This window comes from Streptococcus sp. 1004_SSPC (assembly GCF_001069025.1).
Lineage (GTDB): Bacteria > Bacillota > Bacilli > Lactobacillales > Streptococcaceae > Streptococcus > Streptococcus vestibularis.
This window is the reverse complement of the sequence record NZ_JWGQ01000046.1, coordinates 1-18,540: the sequence shown is the minus strand read 5'-3', so window position 1 is coordinate 18,540 and position 18,540 is coordinate 1. Positions and strand designations below refer to the sequence as shown.

The 18,540-nt window shown below is 37.0% G+C and carries 15 protein-coding genes and 3 pseudogenes; all 18 read left to right on the top strand.

Annotation, left to right across the window (positions count from 1 at the left end):
* The first annotated feature begins 29 nt into the window (after positions 1-29).
* Positions 30-1,280 carry an EF-P 5-aminopentanol modification-associated protein YfmF gene (yfmF, locus tag ADF62_RS03395; protein ID WP_003095235.1) on the top strand — a complete coding sequence of 417 codons (1,251 nt, stop codon included), beginning with the start codon at positions 30-32 and terminating at the stop codon, positions 1,278-1,280.
* Position 1,281: 1 nt separating this feature from the next.
* On the top strand, positions 1,282-2,559 hold the full coding sequence (gene yfmH / locus ADF62_RS03390) for an EF-P 5-aminopentanol modification-associated protein YfmH (protein WP_048788072.1): 1,278 nt from the start codon (positions 1,282-1,284) through the stop codon (positions 2,557-2,559).
* Between the two features lie 58 nt (positions 2,560-2,617).
* Positions 2,618-3,475, top strand: a pseudogene (locus ADF62_RS03385) (helix-turn-helix domain-containing protein).
* 12 nt (positions 3,476-3,487) lie between these two features.
* Positions 3,488-4,030 carry a CDP-diacylglycerol--glycerol-3-phosphate 3-phosphatidyltransferase gene (gene pgsA, locus ADF62_RS03380; RefSeq protein ID WP_003095242.1) on the top strand — a complete coding sequence of 181 codons (543 nt, stop codon included), beginning with the start codon at positions 3,488-3,490 and terminating at the stop codon, positions 4,028-4,030.
* Between the two features lie 12 nt (positions 4,031-4,042).
* A complete protein-coding gene (locus tag ADF62_RS03375; protein WP_048788071.1) occupies positions 4,043-4,873 on the top strand; it encodes an energy-coupling factor ABC transporter ATP-binding protein in 831 nt (276 codons plus the stop codon).
* Positions 4,849-5,691, top strand: a complete 843-nt coding sequence (locus ADF62_RS03370) for an energy-coupling factor transporter ATPase (RefSeq protein WP_003095315.1) — start codon at positions 4,849-4,851, stop codon at positions 5,689-5,691. The genes ADF62_RS03375 and ADF62_RS03370 overlap by 25 nt, the downstream gene beginning before the upstream one ends.
* A complete protein-coding gene (locus tag ADF62_RS03365) occupies positions 5,684-6,478 on the top strand; it encodes an energy-coupling factor transporter transmembrane component T family protein (RefSeq protein ID WP_003095755.1) in 795 nt (264 codons plus the stop codon). Before ADF62_RS03370 ends, ADF62_RS03365 begins: the two co-directional genes overlap by 8 nt.
* A 296-nt stretch (positions 6,479-6,774) precedes the next feature.
* The gene (locus ADF62_RS03360) at positions 6,775-7,347 is read left to right on the top strand and encodes a LysM peptidoglycan-binding domain-containing protein (RefSeq protein WP_048788070.1); all 573 of its coding nucleotides are present in this window, start codon (positions 6,775-6,777) and stop codon (positions 7,345-7,347) included.
* Positions 7,348-7,530: 183 nt separating this feature from the next.
* The gene (locus tag ADF62_RS03355; protein WP_048788069.1) at positions 7,531-8,229 is read left to right on the top strand and encodes a transglycosylase SLT domain-containing protein; all 699 of its coding nucleotides are present in this window, start codon (positions 7,531-7,533) and stop codon (positions 8,227-8,229) included.
* A 130-nt stretch (positions 8,230-8,359) separates the two neighbouring features.
* Positions 8,360-10,069, top strand: a pseudogene (locus ADF62_RS11760) (hypothetical protein).
* 145 nt (positions 10,070-10,214) lie between these two features.
* A complete protein-coding gene (gene mnmA, locus ADF62_RS03345; RefSeq protein WP_048788068.1) occupies positions 10,215-11,336 on the top strand; it encodes a tRNA 2-thiouridine(34) synthase MnmA in 1,122 nt (373 codons plus the stop codon).
* Positions 11,337-11,355: 19 nt separating this feature from the next.
* Positions 11,356-11,970, top strand: a complete 615-nt coding sequence (locus ADF62_RS03340) for a MarC family protein (protein ID WP_003095303.1) — start codon at positions 11,356-11,358, stop codon at positions 11,968-11,970.
* A 179-nt stretch (positions 11,971-12,149) separates the two neighbouring features.
* A complete protein-coding gene (gene mnmG / locus ADF62_RS03335; RefSeq protein WP_048788067.1) occupies positions 12,150-14,051 on the top strand; it encodes a tRNA uridine-5-carboxymethylaminomethyl(34) synthesis enzyme MnmG in 1,902 nt (633 codons plus the stop codon).
* A gap of 73 nt (positions 14,052-14,124) precedes the next feature.
* Positions 14,125-16,089: a DHH family phosphoesterase gene (locus ADF62_RS03330; protein ID WP_048788066.1), complete on the top strand. Its 1,965-nt coding sequence runs from the start codon at positions 14,125-14,127 to the stop codon at positions 16,087-16,089.
* Between the two features lies 1 nt (position 16,090).
* Complete coding sequence (rplI, locus tag ADF62_RS03325; protein WP_003095765.1) at positions 16,091-16,549, top strand: 50S ribosomal protein L9; 459 nt, start codon at positions 16,091-16,093, stop codon at positions 16,547-16,549.
* A gap of 43 nt (positions 16,550-16,592) precedes the next feature.
* On the top strand, positions 16,593-17,954 hold the full coding sequence (gene dnaB / locus ADF62_RS03320) for a replicative DNA helicase (RefSeq protein WP_048788065.1): 1,362 nt from the start codon (positions 16,593-16,595) through the stop codon (positions 17,952-17,954).
* Positions 17,955-17,977: 23 nt separating this feature from the next.
* A complete protein-coding gene (locus ADF62_RS03315) occupies positions 17,978-18,280 on the top strand; it encodes a Veg family protein (protein ID WP_002888157.1) in 303 nt (100 codons plus the stop codon).
* A 197-nt stretch (positions 18,281-18,477) separates the two neighbouring features.
* Positions 18,478-18,540: pseudogene (locus ADF62_RS11755) on the top strand (30S ribosomal protein S4); the annotation flags it as partial.

Below are 18,540 nucleotides of genomic sequence, written 5' to 3'. Positions count from 1 at the left end.
TGGAAGCATAAACTTTTTAGAGGTTATCAATGAAAATTGCTGATGGTGTCTATGTACACTTCATTCCAACACAAAAATATAAAACTAATCGTATTGTTTTTCGAATGACAGGTTCTTTGAATAAACAAACAATTGCTAAACGAGCCCTAGTTTCACAAATGTTGGCTACAGCCAATCAGACGTATCCAACAGTACAGTCTTTTAAAGAGAGACTAGCTTCTCTTTATGGAACACAGTTGTCAACTAGAGTGTCAACTAAAGGATTGACACATAGTGTTGACATCGAGTTGACATATCTGAAAGATGCCTTTATCCCTACGAATGATGGATTATTTTGGGAAGTGCTAGGTTTTTTGAAAGAGTGTCTTTACAAGCCACTGTCAAGGGTAGCTCAATACCAAAATAAAGTATTTGATATAGAAAAACAAAATTTAATGACCTACCTGGATGTTGACACAGAAAATAATTACTATTACAGTGAAGTTAAAGGAAGAGAGCTTTATTTTGTAAACGAGGGCTTGAAAGTTCCAAAATATGGTCAAGCAGAACTTGTTGAAGCAGAGACCTCGTTTACAGCTTATCAAGAATTTCAAAGTATGTTGACAAGAGATCGTATTGATATCTTTATGGTTGGAGAATTTGATGATTATCAAGTACTCCAAGCTTTACATCGTTTTCCTTTGGAAGGACGTCAAGTTGATTTACAGTTTAGCTATAGTCAACCTTATGTCAATGTTGTGAAAGAAAAGATAGAACCTAGACAGAGTAGTCAATCTATTTTACATCTAGGGTACCAATTTCCGTGTCAATATGGAGATAAACATTACTTTGCTTTAATTGTATTAAATGCCATGTTCGGTGAATTTGCCCATTCAGTCTTGTTTACAACACTTCGAGAAAAGGAAGGATTGGCTTATTCAATTAGTAGTCAATTTGATATCTTTACAGGTTTACTGGAAGTTTACGCTGGAATTGAAAAATCTAATAGAAATCAGGCTATGCGAGGAATTAGTAGAGAATTGAATTACATTAAATTAGGACGTTTTTCAAGTTCTCTACTGAATCAAACCAAAAAAATCATACGAATGAATGCCCTACTCTCTGAAGATCATTCCTTAACATTAGTGGAACAACGTTTTAATAAGGTGATTTTTGGTGATAAAAGTCTTTCATTGGAGAATTGGCTAGATGAGATTGAGAAGGTTACTAAAAAAGATGTTTGCCGTGTAGCACGTCAAGTTAAGCTACAGAGTTTGTTCTTTTTAGAAGGAGTGTCTTAGAATGCCTGCTTTGAAGAAACGTTATTATCAAAAAATTGATGAAGAAGTTTATTCAGCAATTTTAGATAATGGTATGTCTTTATCAATTATTAAGAAAAAAGGATTTCTAGAAAAAGCCGCCTTTTTGTCAACAAATTTTGGGGCGCTAGATAATCACTTTTATATTGATGGTGAGTTACAATCTTATCCTGCAGGTATTGCTCATTTTCTGGAACACAAGCTATTTGAGGATGAGCAGGGAAGGGATGTGACATTGGATTTTGTCAAGCTTGGAGCTGATGTCAATGCTTTTACAACCTTGGATAAGACAACATATTATTTCTCTACCCTTGATCACTTTGAGGAGTCTTTAGAACTTTTATTAAAGTTTACATCGAAGTTTACAAGTTCCGAAGATGCTGTCAACCATGAAAAAAGAATTATTGAACAAGAAATAAATATGTATCAGGATGATCCTGATTATAGAGTATATCTGGGTTGTTTACAAAGTTTGTATCCTAATACTATATTAGGGCGAGACATTGCTGGAAGTGTTGATAGCATTGAAAAAATTACTGTAAATGACTTGGAAGATAATTTTGACTGCTTTTACAGACCAGCAAACTGTCATCTCGTCTTGGTAGGTGATTTTGATGTTGAAGATATTTACACTTTTGTCAATGAAAAACAAAGCGAGTTTACACTACCTGAGAGAATAGTTGAAAAAGAAAAGAACCCCATTGAGTCAGATGTCCAAAAATTAGATAGTCTTCAAATGGAGATTTTCATCTCAAAGCTAGCCATTGGTTTTAAGAGTGTTCCTTTTACGGATAATCGTATGAGAGAAAACATACTGGTACAGTTATTGTTTAATTTACTGTTTGGCTGGACATCTCCTTATTACCAAAAATGGTATGCTGAAGGAAAAATAGATGAGTCTGTGTCAATTGAATATGAGGTATCTAGTAGATATTCATTTGTCATTATGACTATGGACACTGCAGAACCTATCCGTATGTCAAGCTTAATTCGTCAAGTGATGACGTCGGCAGATAAAAAAAGACTGTTGACGGATGAGGCATTGGATTTGCAAAAGAAAGCTTTGTATGGTGAATTTTTACGTAGTCTAGACAATATCCAGAATTTAGGAAGCCAATATCTAGCTTATTTTGAGAATGATAAAACATACTTTGATTTTGGTCAGGAACTGATGGGCATTACTTCCAAGGAGTTGAAGGATTTTTTGAATCACTATCTCTCAAATATGGAGATTACCGATTTTGTTGTCTTCCCTAAATAAGTGATTATTTGCTATAATAGAGACACGAAAACAAAGAAGAATATTAGAAAGGGGAAAAATGAAGTTACACTCTCTAGGTGAGCAACTACGTGCAGCGCGTATAAAGAAAGAGTTAAGTTTATATGATGTAGAAAAAATTTCTGGAGTCGAAGCTCAGTTTCTTCTGGCTATGGAAATGGATCAACTTAAAGCTTTGCCAGAGGACATTCAGCAAGAGGCGCTTGAAAAGTATGCCACTTCGGTTGGTTTAGATGGAAAACGTCTGTTTGAGGAGCAGAGACAGAATGAGCAAAAACTAAAAAAAGAGAAGAAACCAGTTGAACGTAAGGAAGATACCTTAGCTGCTAAAGCTCCCATGTCACGCTTTTTAAAGCATAAACGTGAAGAAAAAAGAAAGTCTAACTATCTACCTTTACTAATTCTGAGTGCGGTTTCATTACTTATCATCTGTTCAGTTGGATATATTATTATTAGACACCTCTCTAATCAACCTCAGGTGATTAAACTCAATACGATCTCTACAGTTAATCACTTATCAATTGTAGGTGGAGCTAAGTCGTCTCGAAGCATTTCTGAGGTTACAGTATCGGGGGCCAATGTTATAACGAAAACTTAAGGAAATCAATTAATGGTTGATTTCTCCAATGTAAAATCTTCAGTAGTTTTAGAAGTGGAGTTATCAGAAAATAGTAACGATACATGGTTTTCTGTAGACAACTCAGATACTTCAGAGAGTTATTATCTTTCAAAAACGAATGAATCAAAATACTCTCTAGATTTTTCTGATAAAATCAAAACAACTCAAATTATTATCGCTCAATCTTAAAAAGTTAATCTAAAGGTAAATGGGGAGTCACTTGATTTATTTCAACTAAATCAAAATACACCTAGCTACCTAACATTAAGAATCCAATAGAATCGAGAAGAAATGTTTAAAAAAGAAAATTTACCTAACTTATTGACACTTGCTAGAATTGTCTTAATTCCCATATTTTTATTGATGACATCACTTGCGTCGAGCAATGTTATGCATATTGCTGCAGCAGTTGTCTTTGCTATTGCCAGTATTACAGATTATTTAGATGGCTATTTGGCACGAAAATGGCATGTTGTTACTAATTTTGGGAAATTTGCAGATCCTTTAGCGGATAAAATGTTGGTAATGTCAGCTTTTATTATGCTAGTAGGTATTAATCAAGCTCCTGCTTGGGTTGTTTCAGTTATCATCTGTCGGGAGTTGGCAGTTACAGGACTTCGTCTTTTGTTAGTCGAAAACGGTGGTACAGTTCTCGCTGCAGCTATGCCTGGTAAGATTAAGACAGTGACTCAGATGTTATCTATCATTTTATTATTGTGTCACGTACATTTTGTAGGGACAATCATGCTGTATGTAGCTTTATTCTTTACGATTTACTCAGGCTATGATTATTTCAAGGGTGCAGGTTTCTTGTTTAAGGACACATTTAAGTAGTACGATAAACAAATGATTGAAATAAAAAATTTAAAATTTAAATATAATCAAGATCAAACCTCCTATACCCTGAATGATGTATCGTTTCACGTGAAACGTGGGGAATGGTTATCCATTGTAGGCCATAACGGATCTGGAAAATCCACGACAGCACGTCTTATTGACGGACTATTAGTGGCAGAGTCTGGGCAGATTATCGTTGATGGTCAAGAATTAACAGAAGAGAACGTCTGGGATATACGTGATAAGATTGGTATGGTCTTTCAAAATCCAGACAATCAATTTGTTGGGGCAACTGTTGAAGACGATGTTGCTTTTGGTCTTGAAAATAAAGGTGTTCCCTATGAAGAAATGGCTTCAAGAGTTCAAGAGGCTCTGGAATTTGTAGGAATGTCAGAATTTAAGGATAGAGAGCCAGCTAGATTATCTGGAGGCCAAAAACAACGTGTGGCTATCGCAGGTATTGTAGCTATGAGACCATCTATTTTGATTTTGGATGAGGCAACTAGCATGCTTGATCCAGAGGGTCGCCAGGAATTGATTCAATCTATTAAAGCTATTCGTAAAGAATACGGAATGACTGTTTTATCAATTACTCATGATCTCGATGAGGTCGCTTTGAGTGACCGTGTTTTGGTTTTGAAAAAAGGTAAAGTGGAGTCTGTTTCAAGTCCTCGTGAACTATTTAGTAGAGGCTCAGAGTTAGTTGACTTAGGTTTGGATATCCCTTTTAGTGCATTATTAACTAAAAAGCTAAGAAATAAAGGTCTGATAGATTGTGAAGACTATCTGACAGAAAAGGAATTGGTAGAACAATTATGGGAATCTCTCTCGAAAATGTAAGTTATATCTATCAAGCGGGTACTCCTTTTGAGGGGCGTGCCCTTTTTGATATGACGACGACGATAAAAGATGGTTCATATACAGCCTTTATTGGACATACAGGAAGTGGTAAATCTACTATTATGCAGCTCTTGAATGGTCTTTATTTACCCACTAGTGGTCAGGTTCACGTTGATGATACGATCATAACCAGTCAATCAAAGAATAAGGACATAAAACCAATTCGTAAGAAGGTAGGTTTAGTTTTTCAATTTCCAGAAAGTCAGTTATTTGCAGAAACTGTTTTAGAAGATGTTGCCTTTGGACCTCAAAATTTCGGAGTTTCTAAGGAAGAAGCAGAACAACGTGCTATTGAAAGTCTAAAATTAGTTGGACTCCCGGAAGAGTTTCATGGACAGAATCCTTTTGATTTATCAGGGGGACAAATGCGACGTGTTGCCATCGCAGGGATTCTAGCTATGCAACCAGATATTCTAGTGCTGGATGAACCGACTGCCGGTCTAGATCCACAGGGCCGGAAGGAATTGATGTCTCTCTTTAAGGAGTTACATCTTTCTGGAATGACGATTGTTTTAGTTACTCACTTGATGGATGATGTTGCCGATTATGCGACAGCTGTGAATGTTATGGAAAAAGGGCAACTAGTGTTGTCGGGAACTCCTAAAGATGTTTTTCAAAAAGTCACTTTTCTCAAAGAAAAGCAGTTAGGTGTTCCTAAAATCACAGAGTTCGCGCTAGAACTACAAGAAAAAGGTTATAGCTTTGAAAGTCTTCCTATTACAATAGAGGAATTCGTAGAGGTGTTGGTTCATGGATAAGTTAATTATTGGACGTTATATTGTTGGTGATTCTTTTATACACCGATTAGATCCTAGAAGTAAATTATTAGCCATGCTGATTTATATTGTCGTCATTTTTTGGGCTAACAATCCTCTAACTTATGCTGTGATAACTCTATTTACACTTTTCTTGGTTTTCTTGTCTAAAATTAAGCTTAGTTTCTTTTTGGGTGGTATTAAACCGATGATTTGGATTATATTATTCTCTACCCTGTTCCAAGTTTTCTTCAATACAAGAGGGAGTGTGCTTTGGTCCATCGGCTTTTTTAAGATTACGGAAGTTGGTTTAAATCAAGGTTGGATGATATTTCTCAGGTTTATACTCATTATTAGTTTTTCCACCTTACTTACCTTAACAACCACGCCGTTAAGTTTATCTGATGCAGTAGAGTCACTTTTAAAACCGCTGACTATTTTTAAAGTACCGGCACATGAAATTGGTCTAATGTTATCTTTGAGTTTACGTTTTGTACCAACCTTGATGGACGATACAACGCGTATTATGAATGCTCAGAAGGCGCGTGGTGTTGATTTTGGTGAAGGAAATATTATTCAAAAGGTTCGGTCAATTATACCAATCTTAATTCCTTTATTTGCATCTAGCTTTAAACGAGCAGATGCTCTGGCTATAGCTATGGAAGCCAGAGGTTATCAAGGTGGTGAGGGGCGAACAAGATATCGTCGACTTTTATGGAACGGTCGAGATACCTTGTCAATTGCTGCTATTGTAACTTTAGGGTTAATACTTTTTTATCTTAAGAGTTAATTCGTAAAAATGAATAAAAAGTAGGTCTTAAGACCTATAAGTATTTTAAGAACGTCTACGTAGGCGTTCTTTTTCGTCTAATCCTAAACTACCTGTAATATTTTTAATATCCCTAACAAGAGGATGTTATATTTGCACAGTATTATAGATATATGGTTATAGTTCTTCAGCTTAATCTGGATTAAAAATTCCCTATAGAGAATAAGCCAGGTGATTAACCCATTGGTCATAAATAAAATAATTTAATAACTTTGACTAGTATGGATTGGACTATAAATAGATAGAGGAGCATCATCATGCAAACAAAGAATACATTTAACACTAAAAAATTAGGTCTTTTTGGACTTGTTACAGTGGCAACACTTGGAGCAACAGCTTTAGCTAATGCAGAAACTTACACAGTTCAAAAAGGAGATACCCTTTCAGCTATTGCTAAGAAGAATGGTACGACAGTGGACGAAATCGTCTCAAGAAATGGCATTCAAGATGCTAATAAGATTTCTATTGGTCAAAACTTAACGATTAATGAAACCACTGAAGAGCCAGCAGAACCTTCAGCTACAACAGAAGCAGCTGTTGAATCAACACAATCAACAGAGTCCACACAAAGTGAAGATACTCAAGCAAACAATACAAATCTTTCTTCTTCAGAGGCAGCAGCTAAAGAAGAAATCGCACAACGTGAGTCAAGCGGTAGCTATACAGCTCAAAATGGGCAATATTATGGACGTTACCAATTAGCATCATCATATTTGAACGGAGACTTGTCTCCTGAAAATCAAGAAAAGGTAGCAGATAATTATGTAGCAAGACGTTATGGTTCATGGACAGCAGCTCTTGCTTTCTGGAATGCTCATGGTTGGTACTAAATCATTATTACTGACTTATGAGGAAAACTTGTAAAACATCATACAAATAAGGAAAAAATGCCAGATTTTTGGCGTTTTTTTATTAAAATGATAAGTCATTGTAACATTAGACATAATACAAATAATCGGCAGTAATATTACTAGGTTATGATGAATGTAACTAGAATTAGCTAGGAGGGATTTATGTTTAAAAAAAGTTATAAGGGACGCCGTATCAAATTAGCAGCAAAGAAATCATTGGCGGTACCAGTGGCAATTGTAACAAGTTTTATTGTCATTCTGGGAGTATCACTCTCTACGTTAGTTAATAAAGGGTTGGTTAACGCATTTTCAGATTCTGTTACTCCAGCGCCTTCAACAGCATCAACAACGTCAGAATCGACAGCAGATTTAGTAAAATCAACAGAAATTAGCTCAAGTAAAGATAATAAGGCTAATAAAGAAAAGGTTGAAGAAAGTAAGCCTCAGTCAGAAACAACAGGAGAAGCGGTAGAAGCAGCTGAAAAGTCTCAGTCAGATACTGCTACTACAAGCACTACTACAACGAGTACTGATACTACGTCGACTCAAAATACTATAACAGCTCCTTCGGTTGCTGCAAGTGGTAGTGGGTCAGTTGTTCTCTCAAATGGTAACACTGCAGGAGAAATCGGTTCTTATGCAGCAGCACAGATGGCAGCAGCAACTGGAGTTCCACAGTCAACTTGGGAGTCGATTATTGCGCGTGAATCAAATGGTGATCATACTGTAGCAAATAGTTCAGGAGCATCAGGTCTTTTTCAAACAATGCCAGGATGGGGTTCAACTGCAACAGTTGAAGATCAAATTCAATCAGCCTTGAATGCCTATAACGCACAAGGGTTGTCAGCTTGGAATTACTAAGATTTATAGAAGTTGGGAGATATCTCTCAACTTTTTATTTTGGGAATTAGTAATCGTTTTCACGAAGCTTTTTGCTATTACTAGGTAGGGTCAGACCTTTTTGATATAATAGGGAATGAAAGGTTTAGCAATGAAACAATTTTTTAAATCAAAAGAAAAGTTATGGGTTTCCCTTATTATTATAGCTTTTGCTGTGCTATTGGTTACGCCACAATTATTTACAAGAAAAGTTATTTTAGGTTCAGATTCCATTTTTCATTATAACAGGTTTTATGAAGCCGCTATGCAATTAAAGAATGGTAACTTTTCTTACTTTTTGTCTTTGTACGGCTTCCAACAGTCAGGCCGCATTGTCAATGCTCTTTACGGTCCTTTTTTTGCTTATTTACAAGGAGGACTTATTTTAATAAGTGGCACTTGGTTTCGTTATCAGATTGTTTCAAGGATACTACTACATATATTAGCTGAATCCTCAATGTACGCTTTGCTCAAGCAGTGTAAAGTCAAGACAACAATTGCCTTGTCACTAGGTTTACTTTATGCGACAACATTCTATATTCAATACTGGACGATGCGTCAGGGGTTCTCTAGTTGGGGAGCTGCTTTACTACCTTTTTGTTTTATCCCAGCAATTCACTACATTTTTTATCAAAAAGTAGAACCAATTAGACTTGCCTTATCATAGCGTTGATTTTTCAAGTTCATGTACTTAGCGCTTTAATGCTAGTGATGATGTATATTCCTTTTTACCTTTACACCTTTGTAAAGGTATCTGTCGCTAAAAAGAAGGAAACCTTCGTGCAAGTCGTTATAGCAGTCATTCTTTTTTCTCTTACTGACTGTCAATGTCTGGCTAGTACTCCTATATTTGAGAGGTACGAATCATCTTTTAGATCCATTTATAAATAGGAAAATAGGTAAGAATGGAATTGATGGAACAGCAAGATACTGGCTATATACCCCAATTTCCTTAATGGTGTTACTCGTTTTACAGTTTGTTTACGCTATTTTGAATTGGAGGAAATTGGCCAAATGGAAAAAAATATTACATTTTATCTATTTTGTCTTCTTTTTCTTATCAACAGGTCTTTTTCCGTGGCAGTATCTAGTAGAAAATGGAAATACCTTTGCCTAATTGATTCAATTTCCATTTCGATTCTTTGTTCCTGCCACCATTTTGCTTTTAGCCATTACAGGATTAACTGTCACACGATTTGTTAATTGGCGAAAAAGTATTGCTGTGTTACTTTTCGCCTTTGCGGGCATTGGTCTTATTCAGAATATGATGGATATTACCGATCGTGTAAAAACTGCGGCAAAGGATGGTGAACTTGTTTTCATTGTTAAACATACTTATGTAGAGGGTGATTACCAGACGATAAGTCTTATTATGGATGACAGCGATTTGTCACAGTTTTTAAATTTAGTTGTTAAACCGACACCAGATTATGTGCCAATTTATGGGACAATAGGTAAGCAGAATACTTACGATCTTTATTATAAAAATATCGTTAAGAATCAGAGTGCAGAAAAGATGCTCGAAGGTGGTTATCTTGTATTAACTTGGCAAGCTGCTGAAGGGGAGGAGTTAAACTTACCAATAATTGTCTATAGAGATTCTCTCTTGACACTAAATGGTCAAGAACTGAACAAGGCTGATTATAGATTGTCAACAATTGGTACACCAATAGTTTCATCACAAAAAGGACAGAATAAACCGGTGTTAAGTTATCAGGAGCCAGGATGGCTATTTGTAGCGTTAGTGATTCCAATAATAGTTCTGGGAGTAATAAGTTTACAGTGTCTTTACACAAAAATAAGTATAAAAAAGGTTGCCTAGTGGTAACCTTTTTTGCATTATTCTTTAATCATGATATAATTAAGCTTGCGTGCTTTTACGCTTCAAAATCGACCTTCAAATCGATATTTGAACAACTAGACCCTTCAAGTCTATGTTAATTTTTATTTGATGGGAGGAGTTATCTATGACTGATAATTCAAAAACACGTGTTGTTGTCGGTATGAGTGGTGGCGTTGATTCATCAGTGACAGCCTTACTTTTAAAAGAGCAAGGTTATGATGTAATCGGTGTTTTCATGAAAAACTGGGATGACACAGATGAGTTTGGTGTGTGTACCGCAACCGAAGATTATAAAGATGTAGCAGCAGTAGCTGATCAGATTGGTATCCCCTATTACTCTGTCAACTTTGAAAAAGAGTACTGGGATCGTGTATTTGAGTATTTCTTAGCAGAGTACCGTGCAGGCCGTACCCCTAATCCAGACGTTATGTGTAATAAGGAAATCAAGTTTAAGGCATTCTTAGATTATGCGATGACATTGGGAGCAGATTATGTGGCTACAGGACATTACGCTCAAGTTGTTCGCGATGAAGACGGCATTGTCCATATGTTGCGTGGTGCAGATAATAATAAAGATCAAACCTACTTCCTTAGTCAACTTTCGCAAGAGCAGTTGCAGAAAACGATGTTTCCTTTAGGAAATCTACAAAAGCCAGAAGTTCGTGAGATTGCTAAACGTGCAGGTCTTGCAACAGCCAAGAAAAAAGATTCAACAGGAATATGTTTTATTGGTGAGAAAAACTTTAAAGAGTTTCTTAGTCAATATTTACCAGCTCAAAAAGGTCGTATGATGACTGTCGATGGTCGTGATATGGGTGAACACAACGGACTCATGTATTATACCATTGGTCAACGTGGTGGTATGGGCATTGGTGGCCAAAAAGGTGGCGATAATGCTCCTTGGTTTGTAGTAGGGAAAGATCTTTCTAAAAATATTCTTTACGTGGGTCAAGGTTTCCACCATGAGTCGTTGATGTCAACATCTCTTGACGCTTCAATGATTCACTTTACTCGAGATATGCCAGAAGAATTTGAAATGGTATGCACAGCAAAATTCCGTTATCGTCAACCTGATAGTAAAGTTACTGTAAAGGTTAAGGGTGATAAAGCAGAGGTTATTTTTGCTGAACCTCAGCGTGCTATTACACCTGGTCAAGCCGTTGTTTTCTATGATGGTCAGGAATGTTTGGGCGGCGGTATTATTGACCAAGCGTATAAAGACGGAAAAGTTTGTCAGTATATCTAACTGGAGGTAAGTATTAACGATGAGTTTCCAATTGTTTTATGCATTTATGGCATTTTTCGCTATAATGAATCCAATTTCAAATCTTCCTGCTTACATGGCTTTAGTAGCAGATGATAGTCAAAAAATTTCACGAAAAATTGCTTTTAGGAGTCTTTTGATTGCCTTTGTTATTATAACTGTTTTTATCTTTTCAGGAGATTTCATTTTTAAAGTATTTGGAATTACAATTGTTTCTTTCAGAATTGCTGGTGGAATATTAGTGGCCGTTATCGGTTATCATATGATTAATGGTAATCATTCACCTAGCTATAAAGGAATGGAGCAGCAAGCAGTAAATTCAGATCCAATGTCTATTGCTATTTCTCCTCTTGCAATGCCGCTTTTTGCAGGACCAGGAACAATTACAACTGCCTTAAGCTTGGCTAATGGAGGTTTGCGGAATCAACTAATAACCGTAGTTGCTTTTGCTCTACTATGTGTAATCACTTATCTCCTACTAAGAAGTGCAAAACAAATTGCAGACTTCTTGGGAAAAAATTTGATGAAAATTATAACGAAAATGATGGGACTTTTACTATTCTCGATAGGAATACAGATGATTATCGTCAGTGTGCAGACCTTGATCAAACAGTGATTTGCATTGACAAAACGATTTGATTTGATAAAATAACTTTAACAATAGTCATGATGGTCAAAGCTCATGGGAATTGTGCGTTTTTGCGTACAGTTTTCTAGAGTTTTGACTATTTTTGTAGGAAAAAAACAAAGAAAGGATGAGGCAGTTGACTGTAAATCACTGCAAAAATCTAAAAAATGTCTTACGAGTTTGATGAAAATTTTGATGTAATTGTTGTTGGTGCTGGTCACGCCGGTGTGGAAGCTAGCTTGGCTGCAGCCCGTATGGGATGTAAGGTTTTATTAGCGACTATTAACCTAGAGATGTTGGCTTTTATGCCATGTAACCCTTCTATCGGTGGATCGGCCAAGGGGATTGTTGTTCGTGAAATTGATGCTCTTGGTGGAGAGATGGGTAAAAACATCGACAAAACCTATATTCAAATGAAAATGTTGAATACTGGTAAAGGACCTGCAGTTCGAGCTTTGCGTGCTCAAGCAGATAAAGCCTTGTATGCCATGACAATGAAACATACAGTTGAGCGTCAGGAAAACTTGACTCTACGTCAATCAATGGTTGATGAAATACTTGTTGAAGATGGCAAGGTAGTCGGTGTAAGAACGGCCACAAATCAAAAATATGGAGCTAAAGCAGTTGTTGTAACAACAGGAACGGCTTTACGCGGTGAAATTATCCTAGGTGAGCTCAAATATTCTTCTGGACCAAATAATAGTCTTGCATCGGTTACTTTGGCTGATAATTTGAAGGAGCTTGGGCTTGAAATTGGTCGATTTAAAACAGGTACTCCTCCTCGTGTCAAGTCATCATCAATTAATTACGAAGAGACCGAGATTCAACCAGGCGACGAAAAGCCAAATCATTTTTCATTCTTGTCGAAGGATGAAGACTATCTTCAGGACCAAATTCCTTGTTGGCTAACTTATACGAATCAAGAAAGCCACGATATTATCAATAACAATTTACACCGTGCACCGATGTTCTCAGGTATTGTCAAGGGAGTAGGTCCTCGTTACTGCCCATCAATCGAAGATAAAATTGTCCGCTTTGCAGATAAGAATCGCCATCAGCTTTTCCTTGAACCTGAAGGAAGAGAGACTGAAGAAGTCTATGTGCAAGGCCTGTCAACTAGTCTGCCAGAGGATGTTCAAAAAGAGTTGATTCACTCAATTAAAGGTCTCGAAAAGGCAGAGATGATGCGAACTGGTTATGCGATTGAATATGATATCGTGCTCCCTCATCAACTACGTGCAACACTTGAAACGAAGTTGATTTCAGGTCTCTTTACAGCAGGACAGACCAACGGAACTTCTGGATACGAGGAGGCAGCAGGTCAGGGGCTAGTTGCTGGTATCAATGCGGCTCTTAAAGTTCAAGGTAAACCTGAGCTTATTCTCAAACGTAGTGATGCCTATATTGGTGTAATGATTGACGATCTTGTTACAAAAGGAACTTTGGAGCCATATCGTTTATTGACATCACGCGCAGAGTATCGTCTCATATTACGTCATGATAATGCAGACATGCGCTTGACACCTATTGGTCGAGAAGTTGGTTTGGTTGACGATGAACGTTGGAGTATCTTTGAAATTAAGAAAAATCAGTTTGACAGCGAGTTGACACGTCTGTCAAAAGAAAAATTAAAGCCTATCAAAGAAACAAATGAAAAAATTCAAGCTCTAGGCTTTAAGCCTTTGACAGATGCCATGACAGCCAAAGAGTTTATGCGTCGACCTGAGATTGATTACGCTACAGCTACTCAGTTTGTCGGTCCCGCTGCAGAAGATTTGGATGCTAAGGTTATAGAGTTACTTGAAACTGAGATCAAGTACGAAGGTTATATCAATAAAGCTTTGGATCAAGTAGCCAAGATGAAGCGAATGGAAGAAAAAAAGATTCCGAAAAATATTGATTGGGATGCTATTGATTCTATTGCAACTGAGGCTCGTCAAAAATTTAAGAAAATAAATCCTGAAACTATTGGTCAAGCAAGCCGTATATCAGGGGTTAATCCAGCAGATATCTCTATTTTGATGGTTTACCTTGAAGGCAATAATAAGGCTCGACGTAAAGTGGAGTAACAGTCGTAACACTTGTAAAAGCCTTTTAATTAAGGCTTTTTTATGTTATAATTGTTAGATTAAGAGGTTTTATATGAAAAGATTTCACTTTGCAACTATTCATCTGGTAATGATAGGTCTAATTCTTTTTGGAATTGCTACCATTTTTGTTCGCGTATTACAATCGGAGTCTGCACTCATTTTTGCGCTTTTTATCATTATGGTAGTAGTTGTTGCACTATTGCATTACCAAAAGACAACATATGAGTCCTTAGAAATAGAGCAATTAGATGAACTGAATCAGGATGTTGAGGATTCTTTGAAGACCCTTCTTGGAAAGATGCCTGTCGGAGTTATTACTTTTGACGAAAATGACCATATTGAATGGTTCAACCCCTATGCCAAGTTAGTGCTTTCAGATGAATATGGGAACTTCAATAAGCAGTTGATTGCAGATTTTATCTCCCAGAAACGAAAAGGGTCACCTTCGAATGTGATAACTGTTGGTGACAATAAATATGCTGCCTTTGTGGATTTTGACAATAAGCTGACGTATTTTATTGACAATGTTTATGATCAAGATGAAAATGTTGATCCAAATATGACTCGACCTGTTATTGGGATTATTTCAGTTGATAACTACGACGATGTGACAGGAAGTTTGCCAGATGCGGATGTTTCAAAAATCAATACATTTGTAGCAGGATTTATTTCTGAGTTTGCTAAGGCTAAGCATATTCATTATCGACGTATTGAAGGGGATCGTTTTTACTTCTTTACCAATTACAGTGTTTTGACAGAATTTATGGATCAAAAGTTTTCTGTCTTGGACGACTTCCGTCAACAGGCACAAGAACGTGGTTTACCACTGACTTTGAGTATGGGAATATCCTTTGGGACGCTTAAGCATGATCAAATCGGGCAAGTTGCTTTGCAGAACCTTAATATTGCACTTGTTCGAGGCGGGGATCAAGCTGTTGTTAAGGAAAATGACGATCACAAGGAACTTCTTTATTTTGGAGGAGGCTCTGTCTCAACAGTTAAGCGTTCTCGTACAAGAACAAGGGCTATGATGACTGCAATCTCAGATAAGTTAAAAACAGTCGAAAAAGTATTTGTTGTTGGTCACAAGAATCTTGATATGGACGCCTTAGGGGCTACTGTTGGTATGGCCCATTTTGCTAGTCAGATTGTTAGAAAGAGCTATGCTATTTATGATGATATGGCTATGAATGCGGATATTGAGCGTGCGGTCGAACGTTTGAAAGAAGATGGGCAGTCACCACTTATTACACTCTCAGAAGCTGAAGAACTAGTTAATCAACACTCATTGCTAATTATGGTTGACCATTCAAAAATCCATCTAACCCTATCTCAGGATTTTTATGATCGATTTAATGAAGTTATTGTCGTAGACCATCACCGTCGAGATGATGACTTCCCTGAAAATGCGGTTTTGACCTTTATTGAAAGTGGAGCAAGCTCTGCTTGTGAATTGGTTACGGAGTTGTTACAATTCCAAGGGGCTCCAGAACGTTTGAGTAAAATCCAAGCTTCTATCCTTATGGCGGGTATAATGCTAGATACCAAGAATTTCTCTACGCGTGTTACTAGTCGAACATTTGATGTTGCCTCTTACCTTCGTAGTTTAGGAAGTGACAGCGGAGAAATTCAAACGATTTCTGCTACTGATTTTGACGAATATCGACGTATTAATGAGTTAATTCTTGCAGGCGAACGAATTACTGATGATATAATCGTTGCCACAGGAGATAACTATAAGTGTTATAATAATGTTGTGATTTCTAAGGCAGCAGATACTATGCTTGCAATGGCTGGAATCGAAGCAACCTTTGTTGTTGCTCGAACAAGTAATTCTACTGTAAGCATATCTTCTCGAAGCCATAATGCGATTAATGTACAACGCATTATGGAAAAATTAGGTGGAGGAGGACATTTCAACCTAGCTGCCTGCCAGTTACGAGACTGTAGTGTTTCTCAAGCGCAAAATAAATTAATTGAAACTATTATGGGAGAGTTGGCTCCCAAGGGGGATTAAAATGAAAGTTATTTTCTTACAAGACGTTAAGGGTAAAGGAAAAAAAGGTGAAATTAAAGAAGTACCATCAGGTTATGCTCAAAACTTCTTGATTAAAAAGAATCTTGCTAAAGAAGCAACAAACCAAGCTATCGGGGAGTTGAAAGGAAAACAAAAATCAGAAGAAAAGCATGCTGCAGAGTTGTTAGCTGAAGCAAGACGTGTTAAAGAACAACTTGAGAAAGAAGAAAATCGTCTTCAATTTACTGAGAAGGTTGGACCAGATGGTCGTACATTTGGTTCAATTACAGCTAAAAAGATTGCGGAAGGACTTCAGAAACAGTTTGGAATCAAGATTGATAAACGTCATATTGAACTTGAACATCCTATTCGAGCGATTGGTTTGATAGAGGTTCCTGTAAAGCTTCATAAAGAAGTGAATGCACAAATTAAGATTAACATCAAAAATAGTGCTGAGTAATTCGTTGACACTATAAGTAAATCTTGTAAAGGAGGGAATAATTGTGTCAGAGGCTCAAGAATTACGAGTGCAACCTCATGATCTAGTAGCGGAACAGTCTGTTTTGGGGGCTATTTTCATTAACCCGGAAAAGTTAATTACAGTTCGAGAGTTTATCGAAGCAGATGACTTTTACAAGTATTCCCATCGTGTCATTTTTAAAGCAATGGTAACGCTGTCGGATCGAAATGATGCCATTGATGCCACGACAGTACGTACTATTCTAGATGACCAAGATGACCTCCAAAACATAGGAGGTATTTCTTATCTTGTAGATTTGGTCAATAGTGTTCCAACATCCGCAAATGCTGAGTACTATGCTAAGATTGTGGCTGAGAAAGCCATGCTTCGCCGTATTATAAATAGGTTAACAGAGACTGTAAACCAAGCGTATGAGGGGGCAACTGAATCTGATGAAATTATTGCAAATGCTGAGAAAGCCTTAGTTGATGTTTCAGAGCATAGCAATCGTAGTGGTTTCCGTAAAATATCTGAAGTTCTTGATGTCAATTTTAATACTTTGGAGATGCGTTCACAGCAAACATCAGATGTTACTGGGTTACCAACAGGTTTTCGTGATCTTGACAAGATTACAACAGGTTTACACCCTGATCAATTAATTATTTTAGCAGCTCGTCCCGCAGTTGGTAAAACAGCCTTTGTGTTGAACATTGCTCAGAATGTTGGCACCAAGCAAAATAAATCTGTTGCAGTCTTTTCACTAGAGATGGGTGCAGAAAGCTTGGTTGATCGTATGTTGGCAGCTGAAGGGATGATTGATTCCCATGCTTTACGTACAGGTCAATTGACAGAGCAAGATTGGAATAATGTGATGATTGCTCAAGGGGCATTGGCTGAGGCACCTATTTATATAGATGATACCCCTGGTATAAAGATTACTGAGATTCGTGCACGGTCCCGTAAATTGTCACAAGAAGTAGAAGGTGGTCTCGGTCTCATTGTGATTGACTATTTACAGTTGATTACAGGGACGCGACCAGAAAATCGCCAACAAGAGGTTTCAGATATTTCAAGGCAGTTAAAAATCCTAGCCAAGGAGCTCAAAGTTCCTGTAATTGCCTTGAGTCAGTTGTCTCGTGGGGTTGAACAACGTCAGGATAAACGTCCAGTCTTATCTGATATTCGTGAGTCAGGATCTATCGAGCAGGATGCCGATATTGTAGCCTTCTTATATCGTGATGATTACTATCGAAAAGAGGGTGTAGAACCAGAGAATGCGATTGAAGATAATACAATCGAAGTTATCCTAGAAAAAAACCGTGCTGGTGCGCGTGGAACAGTCAAGTTACTATTCCAAAAAGAATACAATAAATTTTCATCGATTGCTCAGTTTGAGGAATCATAATTTTCAGATTTAAGGAGATATATATGAGTGACGCATTTGCAGATGTTGCTAAAATGAAAAATATTAAGGAAGCTATTAAAGCTCATGAAGGTCAGTTGGTAGAATTGACTCTAGAGAATGGACGTAAACGTGAAAAGAATAAAATTGGTCGATTGACAGAGGTTTACCCATCATTGTTTATTGTTGAATATCAAGACTTCAGTTCTCAAGCAGGAGCTATTAATAATAGTTATGTTGAATCTTACACTTATTCAGATATTTTGACTGAGAAGACTCTCATTCGTTATTTGAGTCCTGAGGAACAAGCTGAAATCGAAAATAAATAAGAAAAAGCCTTTACTTGGGCTTTTTTTCGTGGTAAAATGATGGAGTATGTGAAATAATAGCAGGATAAAATGAAGCTCGTCAACAGGAAGTCGGCTAGAAAAGTAACCTTTGCTGTTTGGGCGAAGTCTTTCTGAACGAATCAGGTTTATCTAAAACGTTATTTCCTAAAAATATTTTTTATAGGAGGACATTATTAATGTCACGTTATACAGGTCCATCATGGAAACAATCACGTCGCCTTGGTTTCTCACTTACAGGC